The organism is Bradyrhizobium sp. SBR1B (assembly GCF_014198205.1).
Lineage (GTDB): Bacteria > Pseudomonadota > Alphaproteobacteria > Rhizobiales > Xanthobacteraceae > Bradyrhizobium.
Genome location: NZ_JACIHC010000007.1, coordinates 117,743 through 134,479, shown reverse-complemented (window position 1 = coordinate 134,479; position 16,737 = coordinate 117,743). Strand labels below are relative to the sequence as shown.

General features: G+C 65.9%; 15 protein-coding genes. 3 read left to right on the top strand and 12 right to left on the bottom strand.

Annotation, left to right across the window (positions count from 1 at the left end):
- Positions 1-2: 2 nt before the first annotated feature.
- The 5 genes from GGD61_RS19880 to GGD61_RS19860 form a co-directional block, all read right to left on the bottom strand.
- Positions 3-1,061 carry an AI-2E family transporter gene (locus GGD61_RS19880; RefSeq protein ID WP_092251336.1) on the bottom strand — a complete coding sequence of 353 codons (1,059 nt, stop codon included), beginning with the start codon at positions 1,059-1,061 and terminating at the stop codon, positions 3-5.
- Positions 1,062-1,287: 226 nt separating this feature from the next.
- A complete protein-coding gene (locus GGD61_RS19875; protein WP_092251338.1) occupies positions 1,288-1,917 on the bottom strand; it encodes a histidine phosphatase family protein in 630 nt (209 codons plus the stop codon).
- Between the two features lie 104 nt (positions 1,918-2,021).
- On the bottom strand, positions 2,022-4,259 hold the full coding sequence (locus GGD61_RS19870) for a PAS domain-containing hybrid sensor histidine kinase/response regulator (protein ID WP_183231031.1): 2,238 nt from the start codon (positions 4,257-4,259) through the stop codon (positions 2,022-2,024).
- 124 nt (positions 4,260-4,383) lie between these two features.
- Positions 4,384-4,857: a hypothetical protein gene (locus GGD61_RS19865; protein WP_092251340.1), complete on the bottom strand. Its 474-nt coding sequence runs from the start codon at positions 4,855-4,857 to the stop codon at positions 4,384-4,386.
- 96 nt (positions 4,858-4,953) lie between these two features.
- Positions 4,954-6,492, bottom strand: coding sequence for a YifB family Mg chelatase-like AAA ATPase (locus tag GGD61_RS19860; protein WP_018323516.1), 1,539 nt, complete (start codon positions 6,490-6,492; stop codon positions 4,954-4,956).
- 228 nt (positions 6,493-6,720) lie between these two features.
- Between GGD61_RS19860 and GGD61_RS19855 the strand changes: the two genes are divergently transcribed.
- A complete protein-coding gene (locus GGD61_RS19855) occupies positions 6,721-6,966 on the top strand; it encodes a PilZ domain-containing protein (RefSeq protein WP_011083489.1) in 246 nt (81 codons plus the stop codon).
- Between the two features lie 179 nt (positions 6,967-7,145).
- Entirely contained in the window at positions 7,146-7,919 is a 774-nt protein-coding gene (locus GGD61_RS19850) for a tetratricopeptide repeat protein (protein WP_092251356.1), read from the top strand.
- A 21-nt stretch (positions 7,920-7,940) separates the two neighbouring features.
- Here the strand turns inward: GGD61_RS19850 and GGD61_RS19845 are convergent, their stop codons facing one another.
- The 7 genes from GGD61_RS19845 to rsmI all read right to left on the bottom strand — a co-directional run bounded on the left by GGD61_RS19845 (position 7,941) and on the right by rsmI (position 15,130).
- A complete protein-coding gene (locus GGD61_RS19845; RefSeq protein WP_092251357.1) occupies positions 7,941-9,230 on the bottom strand; it encodes an AAA family ATPase in 1,290 nt (429 codons plus the stop codon).
- Entirely contained in the window at positions 9,227-9,961 is a 735-nt protein-coding gene (locus GGD61_RS19840; protein WP_092251359.1) for a CpaD family pilus assembly protein, read from the bottom strand. The genes GGD61_RS19845 and GGD61_RS19840 overlap by 4 nt, the downstream gene beginning before the upstream one ends.
- A gap of 55 nt (positions 9,962-10,016) precedes the next feature.
- Positions 10,017-11,534 carry a type II and III secretion system protein family protein gene (locus GGD61_RS19835; RefSeq protein WP_092251361.1) on the bottom strand — a complete coding sequence of 506 codons (1,518 nt, stop codon included), beginning with the start codon at positions 11,532-11,534 and terminating at the stop codon, positions 10,017-10,019.
- 13 nt (positions 11,535-11,547) lie between these two features.
- Complete coding sequence (gene cpaB, locus GGD61_RS19830; protein ID WP_018323511.1) at positions 11,548-12,369, bottom strand: Flp pilus assembly protein CpaB; 822 nt, start codon at positions 12,367-12,369, stop codon at positions 11,548-11,550.
- Positions 12,370-12,836: 467 nt separating this feature from the next.
- Positions 12,837-13,781 carry a glutathione synthase gene (gshB, locus tag GGD61_RS19825; protein ID WP_092251365.1) on the bottom strand — a complete coding sequence of 315 codons (945 nt, stop codon included), beginning with the start codon at positions 13,779-13,781 and terminating at the stop codon, positions 12,837-12,839.
- A gap of 10 nt (positions 13,782-13,791) precedes the next feature.
- Entirely contained in the window at positions 13,792-14,193 is a 402-nt protein-coding gene (locus GGD61_RS19820; RefSeq protein WP_092251366.1) for a YraN family protein, read from the bottom strand.
- Positions 14,180-15,130, bottom strand: coding sequence for a 16S rRNA (cytidine(1402)-2'-O)-methyltransferase (gene rsmI, locus GGD61_RS19815; RefSeq protein WP_092251369.1), 951 nt, complete (start codon positions 15,128-15,130; stop codon positions 14,180-14,182). Before rsmI ends, GGD61_RS19820 begins: the two co-directional genes overlap by 14 nt.
- A 339-nt stretch (positions 15,131-15,469) precedes the next feature.
- Between rsmI and GGD61_RS19810 the strand changes: the two genes are divergently transcribed.
- The gene (locus GGD61_RS19810; protein ID WP_177236836.1) at positions 15,470-16,702 is read left to right on the top strand and encodes a penicillin-binding protein activator; all 1,233 of its coding nucleotides are present in this window, start codon (positions 15,470-15,472) and stop codon (positions 16,700-16,702) included.
- Positions 16,703-16,737: the final 35 nt, after the last annotated feature.

The window sequence follows — 16,737 nt, the reverse complement described above, 5'->3', positions numbered from 1 at the left end:
GGTCATTTCCGGGCTTCCTGTTGCTCTTTCGAGCGGACGTAGACCTGCCAGGCCGTCAGGAACATGGCCGCGACGAGTGGGCCGATGACGAAGCCGTTTGCACCGAAAGCCGCAAGGCCGCCCAGGGTGGCGAGCAACACAATGTAGCTTGGCATCCGGATCGACTGCCCGACCAGGATGGGGCGAAGAAAGTTGTCCGCAAGGCCAATCACGAAGGTGCCAAAAGCGAGCAGGATGATTCCCTTCGTGACTGAGCCTGCCACGAGCAGATAGAGCCCGGCCGGAAACCACACCAGTGCGGAGCCAAGCACGGGCAGAAGCGAGAGCAGCGCCATCAGCGCGCCCGCCAGGAGCGGTGCGGTCAGTCCGAGCAACCAGAAGATCACCCCGCCAAGCGCGCCCTGAATCAGGGCGACGAGGATGATTCCCTTGATCGTCCCGCGTACCGCCAGGGTGAACGCAGTCAGAATCTCGGCGCTGTGGCTCGCACGCAGCGGCAGGGCGTCGCGGATGCGCGCGTTCAGCTCGTCACCGTCGCGCAGCAGAAAGAACAGCAGGTACAACATCACGAGCAAGCTTGCGACGAATTCGAGGGTCAACTGACCGATGTTGATCGCGTGCCCGGCCAGCTGTTGGCCGGCCGGGACGAGCAGACCCGACAGGCGTTCCTTCAGGGCCGAAAAATCGATGCTGGCGAGGCGATCCGCCATGGGAGCAGCCCAGTCAGGCAGTGCGGATTTCAGCTGCTGAAGCGGATGAGCAAAGCTGATCTCCCCCGACTGAACCCGCTGATACAGCTCCCCTCCCTGGTCGATGAGCGAGGCGATGACGATCGCGACAGGGATCAAGACGATCACCACCACGACGACAACGGTGGAGAATGCGACAAGGTTACGCTTTCCCGGCAGGGTTTCCAGGAAGCGTCGATAGAGCGGGGCGAAGATGATGGCCAGCAGCGTGGCCCACAGCAATGCTCCGGAGAAAGGCCAAAGCACCCAGCCAAACGCGACCGTGATTGCGGCAAGCAATGCGAGAAATGAGCGGTCTTCCGATGTTCTCACCTGTTCGCCAGCCTTTCAGTCGGAACTCGCAAGACGTGGGGATCACAAGACGATCGTGCGGGGGCAAGTCGGACAAGGTCAATCTGTCCGCGGCGTGTCGGCAATGTCTCGGCAAATCTCAGTTGCCGAGACATTGGCCGGATACCCTCCACGTGAGCCGGCTCGTCGAGGCCGGGGAAATCCGGCCCCTCCATCACACCAGCGAACAGGGTCGAATGCGGGCGCTTCACTTGCCGGCTTTGGCGCTCCAATCCGCAGGCTTGATGCGTCCGGCAAAGGTGGCGGGGCCGGCGCTGCCGGCCTTGTAAACGAAAGCCTCGCCTTCCCCGACGTCGCCGGCCTCCTTGCCAAAGGCATCGGCGATGTTCGTCTTGTGGGTGACCAGGAAATTGTTGGTACCAGCTTTCGGCGGCGCGTCGACGAGCTGGCGCACCGCCTGTCCGGCCTTTGCATTGGCGCCGGTCGGGTTTGCCATTCCCGATGCGCTGGCGTTGCTGCTGTCCGTCAACGCGTCAACCGGCTTGACCTCGCGGCCGGAGATCAGCTTGCCGGCCTCGATCGCACGGTTGAGTCGGCTGGTGTAGACATCGCCGATCGGGATCTCGAGGTCCTTGACCGCTGCCCCGATCTGGCGCGCCATGTCCCTGCCCTTTTCGCTGAGCTGACGCTGGGCGCTCATGTCGTCGAACTTGAAGGGGTAGACGTCCTTTTGACTGTCGTCGGTGGCGGTGTGCCGAAAGATCAGCACGTAGCCGCCTTGCTTGAGCGAGGTGATGAGCTCCGGCGTATCGGCCGCGGCGTGTCGGGAAAATCCAGCGAGAAGAACAATGAATACGAGGCGGCAAAGCACGTTCATGCGCGAAACCCTCCTGCAAAGGCCCCCGGAGAATGGTGGCGCGCAACGCGGTCGATTTCAATTATCGATTGCTGATGGGATGAGGTTCCCGTGAGGTTTTCGGATCAGACTGCCAGCCGCCGTGACGCCGCCAGCCCTGCCAGCGCTTCGTCCAGCTTGTCGCGATCGAGCGGCTTGATCAGGAATCCGTTCATGCCCGCCTCGAAGCAGGCATAACGGTCCTCCACCAGCGTATTGGCGGTGAGCGCGAGGATCGGCGTGTGGTGGCCGCCGGTCGCGGCCTCATGCGCGCGGATGCGCTTCGTCGCCTCGATGCCGTCGAGCTGCGGCATCTGGATGTCCATCAGCACGAGATCATAGGGCGTGCCGGCCGATGAAGCGGCGAGCCAGGACTCCAGCGCGGCCTCGCCGTGCACGGCGATGACGACGCGATGGCCGAGCTTCGTCAGCAGCGAGCGCATCAACAGCGCGTTGATCTCGTTGTCCTCGGCGACGAGGATCGACAGGCCTTTGGTCGCTGCTTTGGCCGGTGTCGCGCCGGCAGCTTCCGCCGGCGGTTCCGGCGCCAGATCGGGCGAGGCCACCTCCGGCGTCATCGCAAGGCGCGCGGCAAGCGAGGCCGCCCGAAGCGGCTTCACCAGAAAACCGGTGAAGGCCGGCGACAGCTTTTCGTGGCGCGAGCTGGAGGTCAGCAGCACGAGGCGCTGCAGCGCATGCGCGCGGGCCAGTTCGCCCAGCTGGTCGGCCGCGGCAGGGCCGATCGCACGATCGATCAGCACCGCGTGCCATGAGCGTTCCGGCAGCAGCGCTTCGGCGACCGCGGCATCCGCAACCATGCAGGTCTGGCCACCCCAGCGCTCGAGGCGCCGCGCGATCAGCGAGGCCTCGATGCCGTCGGCGACGAGGAGCATCGACTTGCCGGTGAGGTCGGGGCTCGGAAAGGCCGTCTGTCCCGCACTGGCTTGCGAGGGCGGAAGCGGCACCGCGATCTCGAAGGTCGAGCCTTTGCCCGGCTCGCTTGCGAGCGTGATCCGGCCGCCCATGCGCTTGACGATGCGTTCGCTGATGGCAAGGCCAAGCCCGGTGCCGCCATAAGTGCGGGCGACGCGCTCGTCGGCCTGCTCGAATTCGCGGAAGATGCGCTGCTGCGCCTCCGGCGCAATGCCGATACCGGAGTCGCGGACCAGGAAGCTGATCTCGTTCGGCCAGATACCGGGCTCGACGATCAGCGCGACGCCACCGCTCCCGGTGAACTTGATGGCGTTGCCGGCGAGATTGAGCAGCACCTGGCGCAGCCGCGCCGCATCGCCGACCACCTCCAGCGGCAGGCGCTCGTCGACATAGGCGGCGATCTCCAGCGTCTTGGCCTGCGCGCGGGGCGCGAGCAGCTCGGTGATCTCCTCGACCAGGGTCGAGAGCGCGAAGGGACGCTGCTCCAGATCAAGCTTGCCGGCCTCGATCTTGGAATAGTCGAGCAGTTCCTCGATCAGCGCCATCAAGGCTTCGCCCGAGGTTTTCACCGCCCTGGCGTACGTCCCCTGCTCCGGAGTCAGATTGGTGTCGAGCAGGAGGCCGCCCATGCCGATGATGCCGTTCAGCGGCGTGCGGATCTCGTGCGAAGCCATCGCGAGGAAGCGCGATTTGGCGCGGTTGGCAGCGTCGGCCTGGTCGCGCGCGTCGGATAGAGCGCGTTCGCTCTCGGTGCGGTCGGTGACGTCGCGCCCCACGCTCTGCAATTCGGCGGGCTGTCCGGCATCGAGGCGGACATAACCTTCGCGCCAGGCGATCCAGCGCGCGCCGAGCGGGGCTGCGATCTTCTGGTCGTGGATGCGTGTGCCGCTGCTCTCGCGGGCGCTGTCGCCCTGCTCCAGCACGTCGAAATCGAAACGCGTGCCGACCAGCGCGCTGCGCGCTTGTCCCGCGAGCGCGCAATAGGCTTCGTTGGCAAAAGTGATGCGGCCATCGGTAGCGCGCAGCACGATGAGGTCGCCTTGCTGCTCGAACAGACTGCGGGCGCGTTCTTCCGCCTCCTTCAGCTCCCAATTGCGGTCGATCAGCGCCTCGTTGTGGGCGGCGAGGGTGCGCAGCCGCTTGTTCACGAAACGCAGGCGCATGCTCAGCGTCGCAAGGCCGAGGCAGGCGAGCGCGAACAGGAAGCTCGCGCCGATCGCAAAGGTGTGGGGATCGTAGCCGGAACTTTCGGACCGGCTGCCGGACACGAAACCATAGGCGCCGCCGAACGTCGCCGAGAAGATCATGAAAGAGCGGATCGCGAAGGCGATGCGGGGATGCTGTCGCCTGAAACGGCGCATGCGCACCTTGATCCGGAACGTCCGACCCATCGCACCGACCCCGACTCTTTTTCGAATTCCGCTACCCGCCGTCTGCGACGATGTCGCGCCGACCTTGCGAACAGCTTGAGGCTTTGGCGCTGCCTCCAAACAGGGTTGACGAGGTGTTAACGCTTCAGAGCGAGGCGGCCTGGAGCGGGAGCGGGCGATGGCCACCATGGGCGCCGACGATCAGCGCCGCGGCCTCGCGCTGCGAGAACGACTTCGAGCGCACATAGATGCGGTAATCCGCCGGCCCTTCGGTGGAGAGATAGATCACCTGGCCGCCATCGACGGGCTGAGCGGCAATCGAGACCAGGCGCGTCGAGGGATTGGCCTGACAGGAATCCGGCTCGGAACCGAGACCGTCGTCGACCACGGCGAAGTCCGCAGTATCGGCATCGTCGGTGATCTGAACCCGCACTGTGGCCCGGGCGGGATCTTCGGTGAAGGCGACATGGACGGCGGCCGTCCAGAACAGGGAGGTGAGCTCGACCGAGGTTTCGCCGAGGGCGATGCAGGGATGCGAGACCGAACCGATCTCCGCGCGGGCGAACACCGCAGCCGCCAACAAGGGAACAACCGAGGCCAGGAACTTGAAACGCAACATGACACTCTACCCGTCCGGGCCCGGGGAACTCATTGGGCCTTATGGTTTGCAGAGCGTAAAGGAAACTCGTTACCGCCGGGTTGATGCGCGGAATGATCAAGCCATCTGCCGCACATCCTCCGCGAGTGCGCGGTAGGACAAGGCTTCGGCGAGATGCAGCCGGCCGATCTTGTCGGCGCGATCGAGGTCGGCCAGCGTGCGCGCCACCCGCAGCACGCGGTGATAGCCGCGCGCCGACAGCCGCATGGTCTCGGCGGCGTCGCGCAGCAGCTTCTGGCCCTGCGCGTCCGGCTTTGCGATCTCCTCCAGCACGGAGGCAGGAGCCTCGGCATTGGTCCGAACCTTGGGCAGGCCGGCATCGGCATAACGCGCGAGCTGAATGTCGCGCGCCGCGGCCACGCGGGCGGCGACCTCCGCGGAGCCTTCCGCCGGCGGTGGCAGGATCAGATCCGCCGCGGTCACGGCCGGCACTTCGATGCGCAGGTCGATGCGGTCCATCAGCGGGCCGGAGATGCGCGCCTGATAGTCGCCGGTGCAGCGGTCGACGCGGCCGCGCTTGCAGGCATAGCCCGGCTCGAACGCGTTGCCGCAGCGGCACGGATTCATCGCCGCGACCAGCATGAAGCGGGCAGGATAGGTGACGCGGTGATTGGCGCGCGACACCGCGACTTCGCCGTTCTCCAGCGGCTGCCGCAGTGAATCCAGCACGCGCGGATCGAACTCCGGCAATTCGTCGAGGAACAGCACGCCCTGATGCGCCAGCGAGATCTCGCCGGGTTTTGCACGCATGCCGCCGCCGGTGAGCGCGGCCATGCTGGCGGAATGATGCGGCGAGCGGAACGGCCGCCGCGCGGTCAGCGCGCCGCCCTCGATCTCGCCGGCGACGGAGGCGATCATCGAGACCTCGAGCAGTTCGCTCGGTGACAGCGGCGGCAGGATCGAGGGCAGGCGCGCCGCCAGCATCGACTTGCCGGCGCCGGGCGCGCCGATCATGAGCAGATGATGCCCGCCGGCGGCGGCGATCTCCAGCGCGCGCTTGGCACTTTCCTGACCCTTGATGTCGCGCAGGTCGAGCGTCGAGGCCGCGGGCTCATGCACCTTCGGTGACGGCCGCGACAGCACCTGCGTGCCCTTGAAGTGGTTGGCGATCTGGATCAGCGAGCTTGCTGCGATGATCTGGATGTCCGGGCTCGCCCACGCCGCTTCAGAACCGCACGAGACCGGGCAGATCAGCCCTTCCTCGCGCATATTGGCGCCGAACGCGGCGGGAAGAACGCCGGCCACGGGCGCGATCGAGCCGTCGAGGCCGAGCTCGCCGAGCACGGTGAAGCCGGTCAGCGCATCCGGCGGGATCGCGCCGATCGCCGCCATCAGGCCGAGTGCGATCGGCAGGTCGTAATGACTGCCTTCCTTCGGCAGGTCGGCCGGCGCCAGATTGACGATGATCCGCCGCGCCGGCAGCGCCAGGCCGGAGGCGATCAGCGCCGAGCGCACCCGCTCGCGCGCCTCCGACACCGCCTTGTCCGGCAGGCCGACGATCGCGAAGGCCGGCAAGCCCGGCGCGACCTGCACCTGCACGTCGACCGCACGGGCCTCGATCCCCTCAAAGGCGACGGTGGAAACCCGCTGAACCATGCTCAAACCAGCCTGCCCCTCTCGCACAATTAGGGGTAGCAGAGGCGGGCCGCTTCCGCAAGAACAATACGGGAACGATCCCGAACGGGCAGCAAGCCCTAACCAAACGTAAACACCACGCCGACACTAAGCCTCGAATGCCAGCTTCTGTCCTCAGCACATTCCAACGAATGTCCGCTACTCCTAAGGCTGCGGGATGGGCCGTGGTCTAACGGGTGAACAATTCAAATGCTTGCAAATCGCCGGAGAAGCGAACGTCGGGTATGCAGCCGGCTCGCCAAGATCCATTTTGGCGCGGGCTCGCTGCCGCGGGACTGCACGATCACCGATATTTCGGATGGCGGCGTGAAAGTGGTGGCGGAATTCCTGGAAGTGCCGCCGCAATTCACCATCATCTTCGCACCCGATTATTCCCGCCAGTGCCGCCTGCGCTGGCGCATCGGCTGCGAATTCGGTGCCGAGTTCACCGACTAAAGCGCGACGCGATGAGGATGAATCGCATCGCGCTTTAGGTTGTTGTTCAAGCAAGGTCTTTTCGGAAAACCGCTGCGCACTTTTCCGGATCATGCTTTGAGATCTCCCAAGCCGCGTCCTTAACGAGAATTTAGCGTTAATCGGTAAGCATCTCTGATCAGTTGCCGAGTGATCAGAGTATGTCCAAGCGTTCGTCCCTCGCCTCTCCCCCGGCGAGATTGCTGCTTCCCGCACTTCTGGTGCTCGCCTTGGGTGGCTGCCAGACCGCCGGCATCGAGGATGTGACCGGCGCGCTCGGTGTCAGATCGGAAACGGCCGTCAAGGCCGATGCCAAGCCGGAAATGGATGCGTTGCGCGAGCGCTATCGCGCCAAGCCCAGTGATCCCAACATTGCGCTCGCCTACGGCAAGGCGCTGCGCGAGTCCGGCCAGCGCGCGCAGGCGGTTGCGGTCATGGAGCAGGCGGTGCTCGCCCATCCCAGCAACAAGGCGCTGCTCGCCGGCTATGGCCGCGCGCTCGCCGACAGCGGCAATTTCCAGCAGGCCTTCGACGTCCTCAGCCGCGCGCATACGCCCGAGGATCCGGACTGGCGCATCCTGTCGGCGCAGGGTGCGGCGCTCGATCAGCTTGGCCGCAACGAGGAGGCGCAGCAATATTATGCCGCGGCGTTGAAGATCGTGCCGGACGAGCCGACCGTGCTGTCCAATCTCGGCCTGTCCTATATGCTGCAAAACAATTTGCCGAAGGCCGAACAGGTGCTCGGCCGCGCTTATCAGCGCAATCAGAACGATGCGCGGGTCCGCGCCAACCTCGCGCTCGTGCTGGGATTGCAGGGCCGCGAGGCCGAGGCCGAAATCCTCATGAAGGCCGATTTGCCGCCGGACCAGGCCGCGGCCAAGGTCGCGGCGCTGCGGCAGCTGCTGGCGAAGAAGCAGCAGCGGGCGGACAAGTAATCCGCCCCTTTTGGTGTACGCTTACGACGCCTTGCGATGCGGCGCCGAGTTGCGGCTTGACTTGCCCTTCAGCTTCTTCAGCAGCGGTCCGAGCAGCGAGCGCTTCGGCTTCTTCACCTCGCCGCGCCCGGCGAGGCGGTTCGCCATGTTCTGGAACAGCTCGGTGGTGCGGTGGCTCTTGGAGACCTCCGCGATCATCTGGCCGTTATTGGCTGCGGTGGAGAACAGTTTCGAATCGAACGGGATCACCGCGATCGGCTGGCTTTCCATGGTCTTGGCGAACGCCTTGACCTCGATCTCTGCGCGCTTGTGCATGCCGACCTGGTTGAGGCAGTACAGCGGTGGCCGGTCGTTCGGCCGCGCCGCCTTCAGCACGCTCAGCATATTCTTGGTGTTGCGCAAATTGGCGAGATCGGGCTCGGCCACGATGACGATGTCGTCGGCGTTCACCAGTGCGCGCCGCGTCCAGCCGGACCATTGGTGGGGAACGTCGAGCACGATGCAGGGCGTGGTCATGCGCAGCGTGTCGAACACGGCGTCGAAAGCTTCGGCGCCGAAATCATAGACGCGGTCGAGGGTGGCAGGCGCCGCGAGCAGGCTGAGGCGCTCGGTGCATTTGGAGAGCAGGCGCTCCATCAGCGCCGTGTCCGGCCGGTCCTGCGACAGCACCGCGTTGGCGATGCCCTGCACGGGGTCCTGGTTGTAGTCGAGGCCCGCGGTGCCGAAGGCGAGGTCGAGGTCAATCACGACGGAATCGAGCGCGAGGTCACGCGCGATGGTCCAGGCCACATTGTGCGCGACCGTGGAGGCGCCGACGCCGCCCTTGGCGCCGACCACCGCGATGACGCGGCCGGTGATGATGGCCTCGGAGGCCGAGAACAGGCTGCAGATCGAGCGGACGACGTCGAGGGTTTCGACCGGTCCCACCACGTAATCGTTGACGCCGCGGCGCACCAGCTCGCGATAGGGCGCGGTGTCGTTGGGATTGCCGATCACGACCACGCGGGTGCCGGGGTCGCAGACGCCGGCGAGGTCGTCCAGTCCCTCGAGAATGTCGCGCGTACCGTCGGATTCGATCACGATCACGTTCGGCGTCGGCATCGATTCATAGACTTCGATCGCCGCGGCAAGGCCACCGTCCTTGGCGGTGAGGTGCGCCTTGGCGAGCCGGCGGTCCTGCCCTGCCGCGGTCACCGCGGCGAGCGTCTTATCGGTCTCGCAAAAAGCCTGCACCGAGATGCGGGGAACCGGCGCAATGTGTTCCTCGGGGTGCTGCGGATCGTCCGCTTCTTCGTCGTGAATGCCCGTCATTTGCCTGTGTCGCTGAGCTTGGCCTTGTCGGCCTCGGAATTGGGAGTCGAGATCGCAGTGCCCTTGCGATAGCGATCAAAGGCGATGTCGCGCCGCGCGGTATAGGCCGGCGTCTCGGATCGCGGCTGCTCCAGGTCGGCCGGATTGTCGATCATCGCGGCGAGATTACGCTGGCTGGCGCAGCCCAGATTGAAGTAGGGCCGATTCTCGTTGTAGCCGGGATCGAGGATGTTAGGACCGAGGTCTTCCGGCCACAGCCCGCAAGGGCCGGCGACCGCGGCGATCTTCGAATAGCTCAGACGGATGGTGGGCAGCAGCCCGGGATCCTCAGGGCGATAGGGGTGCTGGACGATGGCACGCGACGGCACGCCACCGGATGCGAGCACGGAACGGATTTCCCGATAGGTCGCAGCCGCCGCGCGCGAATTCGCGCTGTCGACGGGAACGTCGACGACGACGGAGCCGGTGCCTTCTCGCACCCAGTCCCGGGCGATGCCCGCGACGTCCGAATGCTGCGCGGCCGACAGGCCACCCCTCGCCTTGCCGACGAAGATCACGATTGACTTCTTGCCTTCCTGCACCGCGATCGGGTGGCGCTGGCGATAGTCGGTCGGCACCGTCTGGGTGACGATCTCGCCGGTGGTGTTGCAGGCGCCCAGCATGAGGGAGAGTCCCGTCAGTGCCAGCGCGACGCCCAGATTGCGACGTCGATCGGCTGTCGTCTTCGTCATCGCTTCATCCCCTCTTGCCCCAAATCCCGCCCCGTTCCCCAGCCGTCCGTTCGTCTCAGTCGATGATGAAGCCGAAATCGCCGGGCGCGCCGGCGATCGGATCGACGCGACGCGCGATGCCATAGAGGCGGTTCATACGGCCGAGCAGCGCGGTCTGCGCGTCCGAGGCCGGGGCGAAGCCGTCGTCGGGCCGCGCCAATTCCTTCTGAGCAACCGCGCGCACCACATAGGGCGTCACGATCACCATCAGCTCGGTCTCGTTGTTGACGAAGTCCTGGCTGCGGAACAGCGCGCCGATGATCGGCACCTGGTCGACGCCGGGCAGGCCGTTGATCGCCTGCTTGGTCTGTTGCTGGATCAGGCCGGCCATCGCCATCGAGCCGCCGGAGGGAATCTCCAGCGTCGTCTCGGCGCGGCGGGTCTGGATCGAGGGGATGGTGATCGAGTTGCTCGAGGTCGAGGACACCGCCTGCGTCAACGTGATCGAATTCGTATTCGACAGCTCCGAGACCTCGGTCATCACGCGCAGGCTGATGCGGCCTTCGCTGAGCACGACCGGGGTGAAGTTCAGGGAGATGCCAAACTTCTTGTAGGTGACCTGGGTGGTGCAGACGTGGGTGACCGGATCGCAGGAATAGCCTGCCGGAATCGGGAATTCGCCGCCGGCAATGAAGGTGGCGGATTCGCCTGAGATCGCGGTCAGGCTCGGTTCGGCGAGCGTGCGCATGACGCCGGCGCTTTCCATTGCGCGCATGGTGGCGCTGACGGTGGCGACGCCCTTGGCGAGGCCGGCAACGCCGAGCCCGTTGCTGCCGACGATCGGGCCGCCCGAGACCGAGAACGGGTTGGAATTGTTGAAATTCACCACCGCGGTGCCGGCGTTCAGGCTGGCGCTGAGATCGACGCCGAGCTGCTTGACGATGTCGCGGCGCACTTCGCCGACGACGACCTTGAGCATCACCTGGTCACGGCCGCGCACGACGATGCTGTTGACGACCTTGTCCGAGCCGCCGACCAGCTTTGCGGCGACCTCGCCGGCCTGCTGGGCCTCGACCGGGCTCGACACCGATCCGGTCAGCATCACGCTGTCGCCGACGCCTTCGATCTGGACGCCCGGCAGCGACTGGCGCAGGGCCGCGCGCATGCCGTTGAGGTCGCGCTTCACTGCGATGTCATAGGAGGCGACCTGCTGGCCGTCGGCGGTGAAGAACACGACGTTGGTCTGGCCGACCTGACCGCCGATGATATAGGCGCGCTGGGCCGAGCGGATCACTGCATTGGCGATCTTGGGATCGGCCACCAGCACGTCCTTGACCTCCCGAGGCAGGTCGATGACGACGGACTTGCCGACGCCAAGCGAGAGAAAACGCGTCTTCGCCGGTGCGATGGTCGCGACCGACGACACGCCGAAATCCGGTGCCTGCATCGGCGCCTGGTCGCCGACCGGCGCATCCGTCGCGCTGACCAGGTCGGGGGCTGCGAGCAGCCCCAGCATCAGCATCGTCCCCGTCCAGAACGAGCGCGTGCGCTTCCCCCGAGGGCGCACGCCCGTCCGATCATCCCCGTAGTTCATGCTATCCCCATCATCACTTCTGTGACGTCAATTGCCGTGCCTGCACCCCGTAACGGATTACGTTCACGCCGCCCGCACGCTTGATCCCCTGGTCCTCAGGCGTGCCGTCCACTGCGTTGGCATCGACGATGCTCCGCAGCGCGAGCTGGAGCGTGCCGCCCTGACGCGCGGCTGCGAGCACTGCGACCTGGTCGGGCCGGAGCTCAAGCGTGACGGTCTTGCCGACGACGGCGTTCTGGCCGTCCTTCTCCTTCGGCGCCTGGTCGATCGCGAGCACGCGGATATTGGTCAGGATGACCTCGGACAGGACGAGATCGTTGCCGCCGGTCGGACCGTTGTTGTTGGCGCCGTCGGGGTTCTTCAGGCGGCGGGTCAGGACGATGTCGACGCGGTCATTCGGAAGGATGAAGCCGCCAGCGGCGGTCTCGGCTGAGATCTCGGTGGAAACGGCGCGCATCCCGGCGGGCAGGATCGCGGCCATGAATCCGGAGCCGTCGGCCTTGACCAGCTTCTGCTCGCGGATCGGCTCACCCTGCATCAGCGGGACGCGGGCGATCGAGCCGGCGATCTGGGTTTGCGCCTCGGGCCTGCTGTCGCGGCGGATGAAGGCGCTGCTCGCGGTCGCTGCCGGCCAGGCCTGCCATTGCAGGTCCTCGGGCTTCACGGCCTGGCCGAGCCCGATGTCGGACTTGGCGACGAGGACCTCGACGGTCGGCAGCTTCTCGGCGGCGGGCAGAACGGTTGCGGGCTTGTTGTCGAAGCCGCTCGCCAGATACGCCGCGACGCCGCCGGCGCCCAGCGCGATGACGAGAACGACAATGCGTGCGGTATTCATACGCTTTTACTCATACGCGGGGCACTCGAACCGCACCTGGCGTGTTCCCCCGCGTCGATGAGTAGGGAGTAAAAGTATAAGGGGTGTTGCGAGGCCGAATGCGATGGCCGGCCACGATGCTGGTTTTCGGCAGATGGTGAACGCGGCGTTATCCGGTCGGCCAGCGGCCCCGTAGATTCACGCAGTACGGAGCGTCCGTTCGAATGACATGCGCGGCGTCATGGTGAATGGGTGGTTAGTGGTGGGTGGGTGCGATCATGCCAATGGGATCGCAGCAGCGCTCCACAACATCGGTGTCGTCCCGGCGAACGCCGGAACCCATAACCCCAGGGAGCAGTTTGACGAAGATTGAGCGCCCGGTACCGCGACCAAGCTCCCCGGATAGATTCCGCAGTATGGGTCCCGGCGTTCGCCGGGACGACGTTGAGGAGAGTTCGCGCGCTCCCCAACGTCATCATTGCAGAGTGCTACTTCGCCCGCTTCTGCTCGATCACGTCCCACACCTTCGCCGCCACATCCGGCCCGCCAAGCCGCGCGATCGCGCGGATGCCGGTCGGCGAGGTCACGTTGATCTCGGTGAGATTGCCGTTGATGACGTCGATGCCGACGAACAGCAGGCCCTTCTCGCGCAGCGCCGGGCCGACGGTGGCGCAGATCTCGCGCTCGCGCGGGGTGAGCTCGGTCTCCTGCGCCGCGCCGCCGCGCACCATGTTGGAACGGAGGTCGTCGGTGGCCGGCACGCGGTTCACTGCGCCAGCGAACTCGCCGTTGACCAGGATGATGCGCTTGTCGCCGTGCTTCACCTCGGGGATGAATTGCTGGATCACCCAGGGCTCCCGGAACGTCACCGAGAACATGTCGAACAGCGAGCCGAAATTCATGTCCTGCGGCATCACGCGGAATACCGCCGCGCCGCCATGGCCGTGCAGCGGCTTCATGACGACGGCGCCGTGCTTGTCGCGGAACGCGTTGATCTCATCTAAGTCGCGCGAGATCAGGGTCGGCGGCATCAACTGCGGAAAATTCATTACGAACAGTTTTTCCGGCGCGTTGCGCACCGAGGCGGGATCGTTGACCACCAGCGTCTTCGGATGGATGCGCTCCAGAAGATGCGTCGAGGTGATGTAGGCGAGGTCGAACGGCGGGTCCTGGCGCAGCAGCACCACGTCGAAGCCGTTCAGCGCCTCGCGCCTGGGTTCGCCGAGCGTGAAATGGTCGCCGGACTCGTCGCGCACGGTCAGGAGCTGAACCGGCGCCACGATCTCCTCGCCGACCATCGAGAGCTTGTCGGGCGTATAATAGGACAGGCCGTGGCCGCGCTTCTGCGCCTCCAGAAGCAGCGCAAAGGTGGAATCGCCCTTGATGTTGATGCGGGCGATGGGGTCCATCTGGACGGCGACGTTCAGTTTCATGGTCTGCCTTTCAGGTCGAGGCGTCGAATGCCGCCAACACATGGCGCGGAAGTGAGCGCGGCGCAATCAGCATGGCGTCGAATCGCAATTCGAATTCGGCATGCTCGGGATGCGCCACGAGCCAGCCTTGCGCGGCGGCGATGATGCGCTGCTGCTGGCGCGGCGTCACGGCGAAGGCGGCGTCATCCAGCGTGGCCCGCGCCTTGACCTCGACGAAGGCGATCAGATTGCGGCGGCGTGCCACGATGTCGATCTCGCCATGCGGGGTGCGGTAGCGTTTGGCCAGGATGCGGTAACCCTTGGCCATCAGATAGGCCGCTGCGCGGCTCTCCGCGGAGATGCCGGTGTGAAACGCGGCGACGCGCTCGGGCGAGGCGACCTTCGGTTCCGCCGGGACCTCAGTCTTTGCCATCGCCGCCCCTTAAGTCTTTGGCAAGCTCGAGCGCGCGGGCATAGACTTCGCGGCGCGGCCGGCCCGAGAGCGCGACCGCATGCGCCACGGCGTCCTTGACGCTGTGCGCGGCAAGCTGTTCGCGCAGGAGATCGTCCAGCGCATCCGATGTCAGCATCTCGGCGTCGGCCGCTGGCGGAGCGATCACCAGCACGAACTCGCCGCGCGTCTCCAGCGTATCGGCCTCGCGCGCCAGCTGGCTCAACGGTGCGCGCGAAATCTCCTCGTGCAGCTTGGTCAGCTCGCGGCAGATCGCGGCCTCGCGCGCTCCCATGATCTCGGCGAGCTCTGCGAGCGTGTCCTGCACGCGGTTGCCGGACTCGAACATCACCAGCGTCGCATCGATGCGCGCGAGCTCGGTCAAGCGCGCCTTTCGCGCGGCTGACTTCGCCGGCAAAAAGCCTTCGAAAAAGAAGCGGTCGGTCGGCAGTGCCGCGACCGACAGCGCCGCCAGCACCGAGGACGGGCCGGGCAGGGCATACACCGCATGGCCGGCGGCGCAGACCTCGCGCACCAGCTTGAAGCCGGGATCGGAGATCAACGGCGTGCCGGCGTCGGAGACCAGTGCAATCGAGCCGCCCTGCCCCAGCGCCTCCAGGATTTTTGGACGCGCGGCTTCCGCATTGTGCTCGTGATATTGCTTGAGCTGCGCGGCGATGGCGTAGCGCTCGGTCAGGCGCCGGGTGATGCGGGTATCCTCGCAGGCGATGACATCGACGCCAGCGAGGGTCTGGAGCGCCCGCAGCGTGATGTCGCCGAGATTGCCGATCGGGGTTGCGACCAGATGGAGGCCCGGTGCCGCCTTCGGCGCCGCAAGCCGATGGGCATCGATGGAGAAACCGCGCGAGGCGGCGTCTTGAGCTTCAGGCGTATTTATCGGGGCCGGCTTTGCGCGCATAATGAAAGCAACTTAGGCACGATCCGCAGGGCTGGGAACCGGCTCGCCGAAAAAGATCGTGCCGAGGTGAGGGGCGAGGAACGGACGGGAATGTGATCGATCCAGGATCACGTCGAGGGGGAGTGAGGGCTCTCACGCCATATTCGCGACCGAAACGCCGCCTTGATGCTGAATGAGCGAGGGCAAACAGCTGCCGGGACAGCAAGGCGGCCGCGTTAAGCGGCTATTATCCTTTTGTTTCGGTTAACTATTTGCCGACAATATGCCTGAATCCGCGGCTTGTGTCGTGGAAAGAATGTCGTGACTGGCCGGCGCCGGCGGGTCAGAAGAGAAGCTGAAATGGTGGGCCCGCTTCATCCAAAATCTCCCGTTCCGGGGTCCCTGATGTCAGGGGCGACCCGCCGGAGCGCGCTCGGCCTGTTGCTCGGCACGCCCCTGCTGTCGGCCTGCGCCGGCGTGCAGCAGAGCCTGAGCCAGTTCTCCAACCCGTTCTCGAGCTCGACGCCGCCGGCTCAACCCGCAGGTCCCCCGCAACAGGCGACGACCGCCGGCACCGGCGGCGTGAAGGTCGCCGTGATCCTGCCGCTCTCGGCCGCCGGCAATGCCGGCTTGGCCGCACAATCCATGCGCAACGCCGCCGAGATGGCGCTGGCCGAGTTCCAGAACCCGAACATCCAGCTGCTGATCAAGGACGACAATGGCAGCCCGCAGGGCGCGCAGGCGTCCGCGCAGCAGGCCGTCGACGAAGGCGCCGAGATCATTCTGGGACCGCTGTTCGCGCAATCGGTGCCGGCGGTGGCGCAGGTCGCGCGCACGCGCGGCATCTCGGTGATCGCGTTCTCGACCGATTCCAGCATCGCCGGCCGCGGCGTCTATCTGCTCTCCTTCCTGCCAGAGTCCGACGTCAATCGCATCGTCGAATATTCCGCCAGCATCGGAAAGCGTTCCGTCGCCGTGCTGGTGCCCGACAATGCCTATGGCAATGTCGTCGAGGCCGCGGTGAAGGCGGCCGTGCCGCGCCGGGGCGGGCGCATCGTCGCCTTCGAGAAATACGGCGCCGATCGCGCCACACCGGCGCGCACCGTGGCGCAGCAGCTCGGCAGCGCGGATGCGTTGTTCATTGCCGATGACGGCGATGCCGTGGTGACGGTCGCAGATGCGATGACCGCGGCGGGCGCGAACTTACGCAACATCCAGCTGCTCGGCACCGGCCTGTGGGACAATCCGCGGGTCTATGCGAATGCGAACCTGCAAGGCGGCCTCTATGCCGCGCCCGACCCGGCCGGCTTCCGCGCCTTCTCCGGTCGCTACCGCACCAAATACGGCGCGGAGCCGATTCGCACCGCAACGCTGGCCTATGACGCGGTCGCTCTGGTCGCCGCGCTGGCGCGGACGCAAGGCACCACGCGCTTCTCGCCCGACGTGCTGACCAATCCGTCCGGCTTCGCCGGCATCGACGGCCTGTTTCGTTTCCGCGCGGATGGCACCAATGAGCGCGGGCTTGCGGTGATGAAAGTGACGAACGGCGGCGGCGTTGCGGTCGCGGGCTCGCCGAAGAGTTTTGGGGCGTAGCTCAGGACGACGGTGCCGTAGGGTGCGCAAAGCGA

Bases quoted from the DNA above. Each gene is read 5' to 3' on its own strand.
- GGD61_RS19875 (WP_092251338.1), bottom strand. From the start codon at position 1,917: ATGAACGTGCTTTGCCGCCTCGTATTCATTGTTCTTCTCGCTGGATTT.
- GGD61_RS19870 (WP_183231031.1), bottom strand. From the start codon at position 4,259: ATGGGTCGGACGTTCCGGATCAAGGTGCGCATGCGCCGTTTCAGGCGA.
- GGD61_RS19865 (WP_092251340.1), bottom strand. From the start codon at position 4,857: ATGTTGCGTTTCAAGTTCCTGGCCTCGGTTGTTCCCTTGTTGGCGGCT.
- GGD61_RS19860 (WP_018323516.1), bottom strand. From the start codon at position 6,492: ATGGTTCAGCGGGTTTCCACCGTCGCCTTTGAGGGGATCGAGGCCCGT.
- GGD61_RS19855 (WP_011083489.1), top strand. From the start codon at position 6,721: ATGCTTGCAAATCGCCGGAGAAGCGAACGTCGGGTATGCAGCCGGCTC.
- GGD61_RS19850 (WP_092251356.1), top strand. From the start codon at position 7,146: ATGTCCAAGCGTTCGTCCCTCGCCTCTCCCCCGGCGAGATTGCTGCTT.
- GGD61_RS19845 (WP_092251357.1), bottom strand. From the start codon at position 9,230: ATGACGGGCATTCACGACGAAGAAGCGGACGATCCGCAGCACCCCGAG.
- GGD61_RS19840 (WP_092251359.1), bottom strand. From the start codon at position 9,961: ATGACGAAGACGACAGCCGATCGACGTCGCAATCTGGGCGTCGCGCTG.
- GGD61_RS19835 (WP_092251361.1), bottom strand. From the start codon at position 11,534: ATGAACTACGGGGATGATCGGACGGGCGTGCGCCCTCGGGGGAAGCGC.
- cpaB (WP_018323511.1), bottom strand. From the start codon at position 12,369: ATGAATACCGCACGCATTGTCGTTCTCGTCATCGCGCTGGGCGCCGGC.
- gshB (WP_092251365.1), bottom strand. From the start codon at position 13,781: ATGAAACTGAACGTCGCCGTCCAGATGGACCCCATCGCCCGCATCAAC.
- GGD61_RS19820 (WP_092251366.1), bottom strand. From the start codon at position 14,193: ATGGCAAAGACTGAGGTCCCGGCGGAACCGAAGGTCGCCTCGCCCGAG.
- rsmI (WP_092251369.1), bottom strand. From the start codon at position 15,130: ATGCGCGCAAAGCCGGCCCCGATAAATACGCCTGAAGCTCAAGACGCC.
- GGD61_RS19810 (WP_177236836.1), top strand. From the start codon at position 15,470: ATGGTGGGCCCGCTTCATCCAAAATCTCCCGTTCCGGGGTCCCTGATG.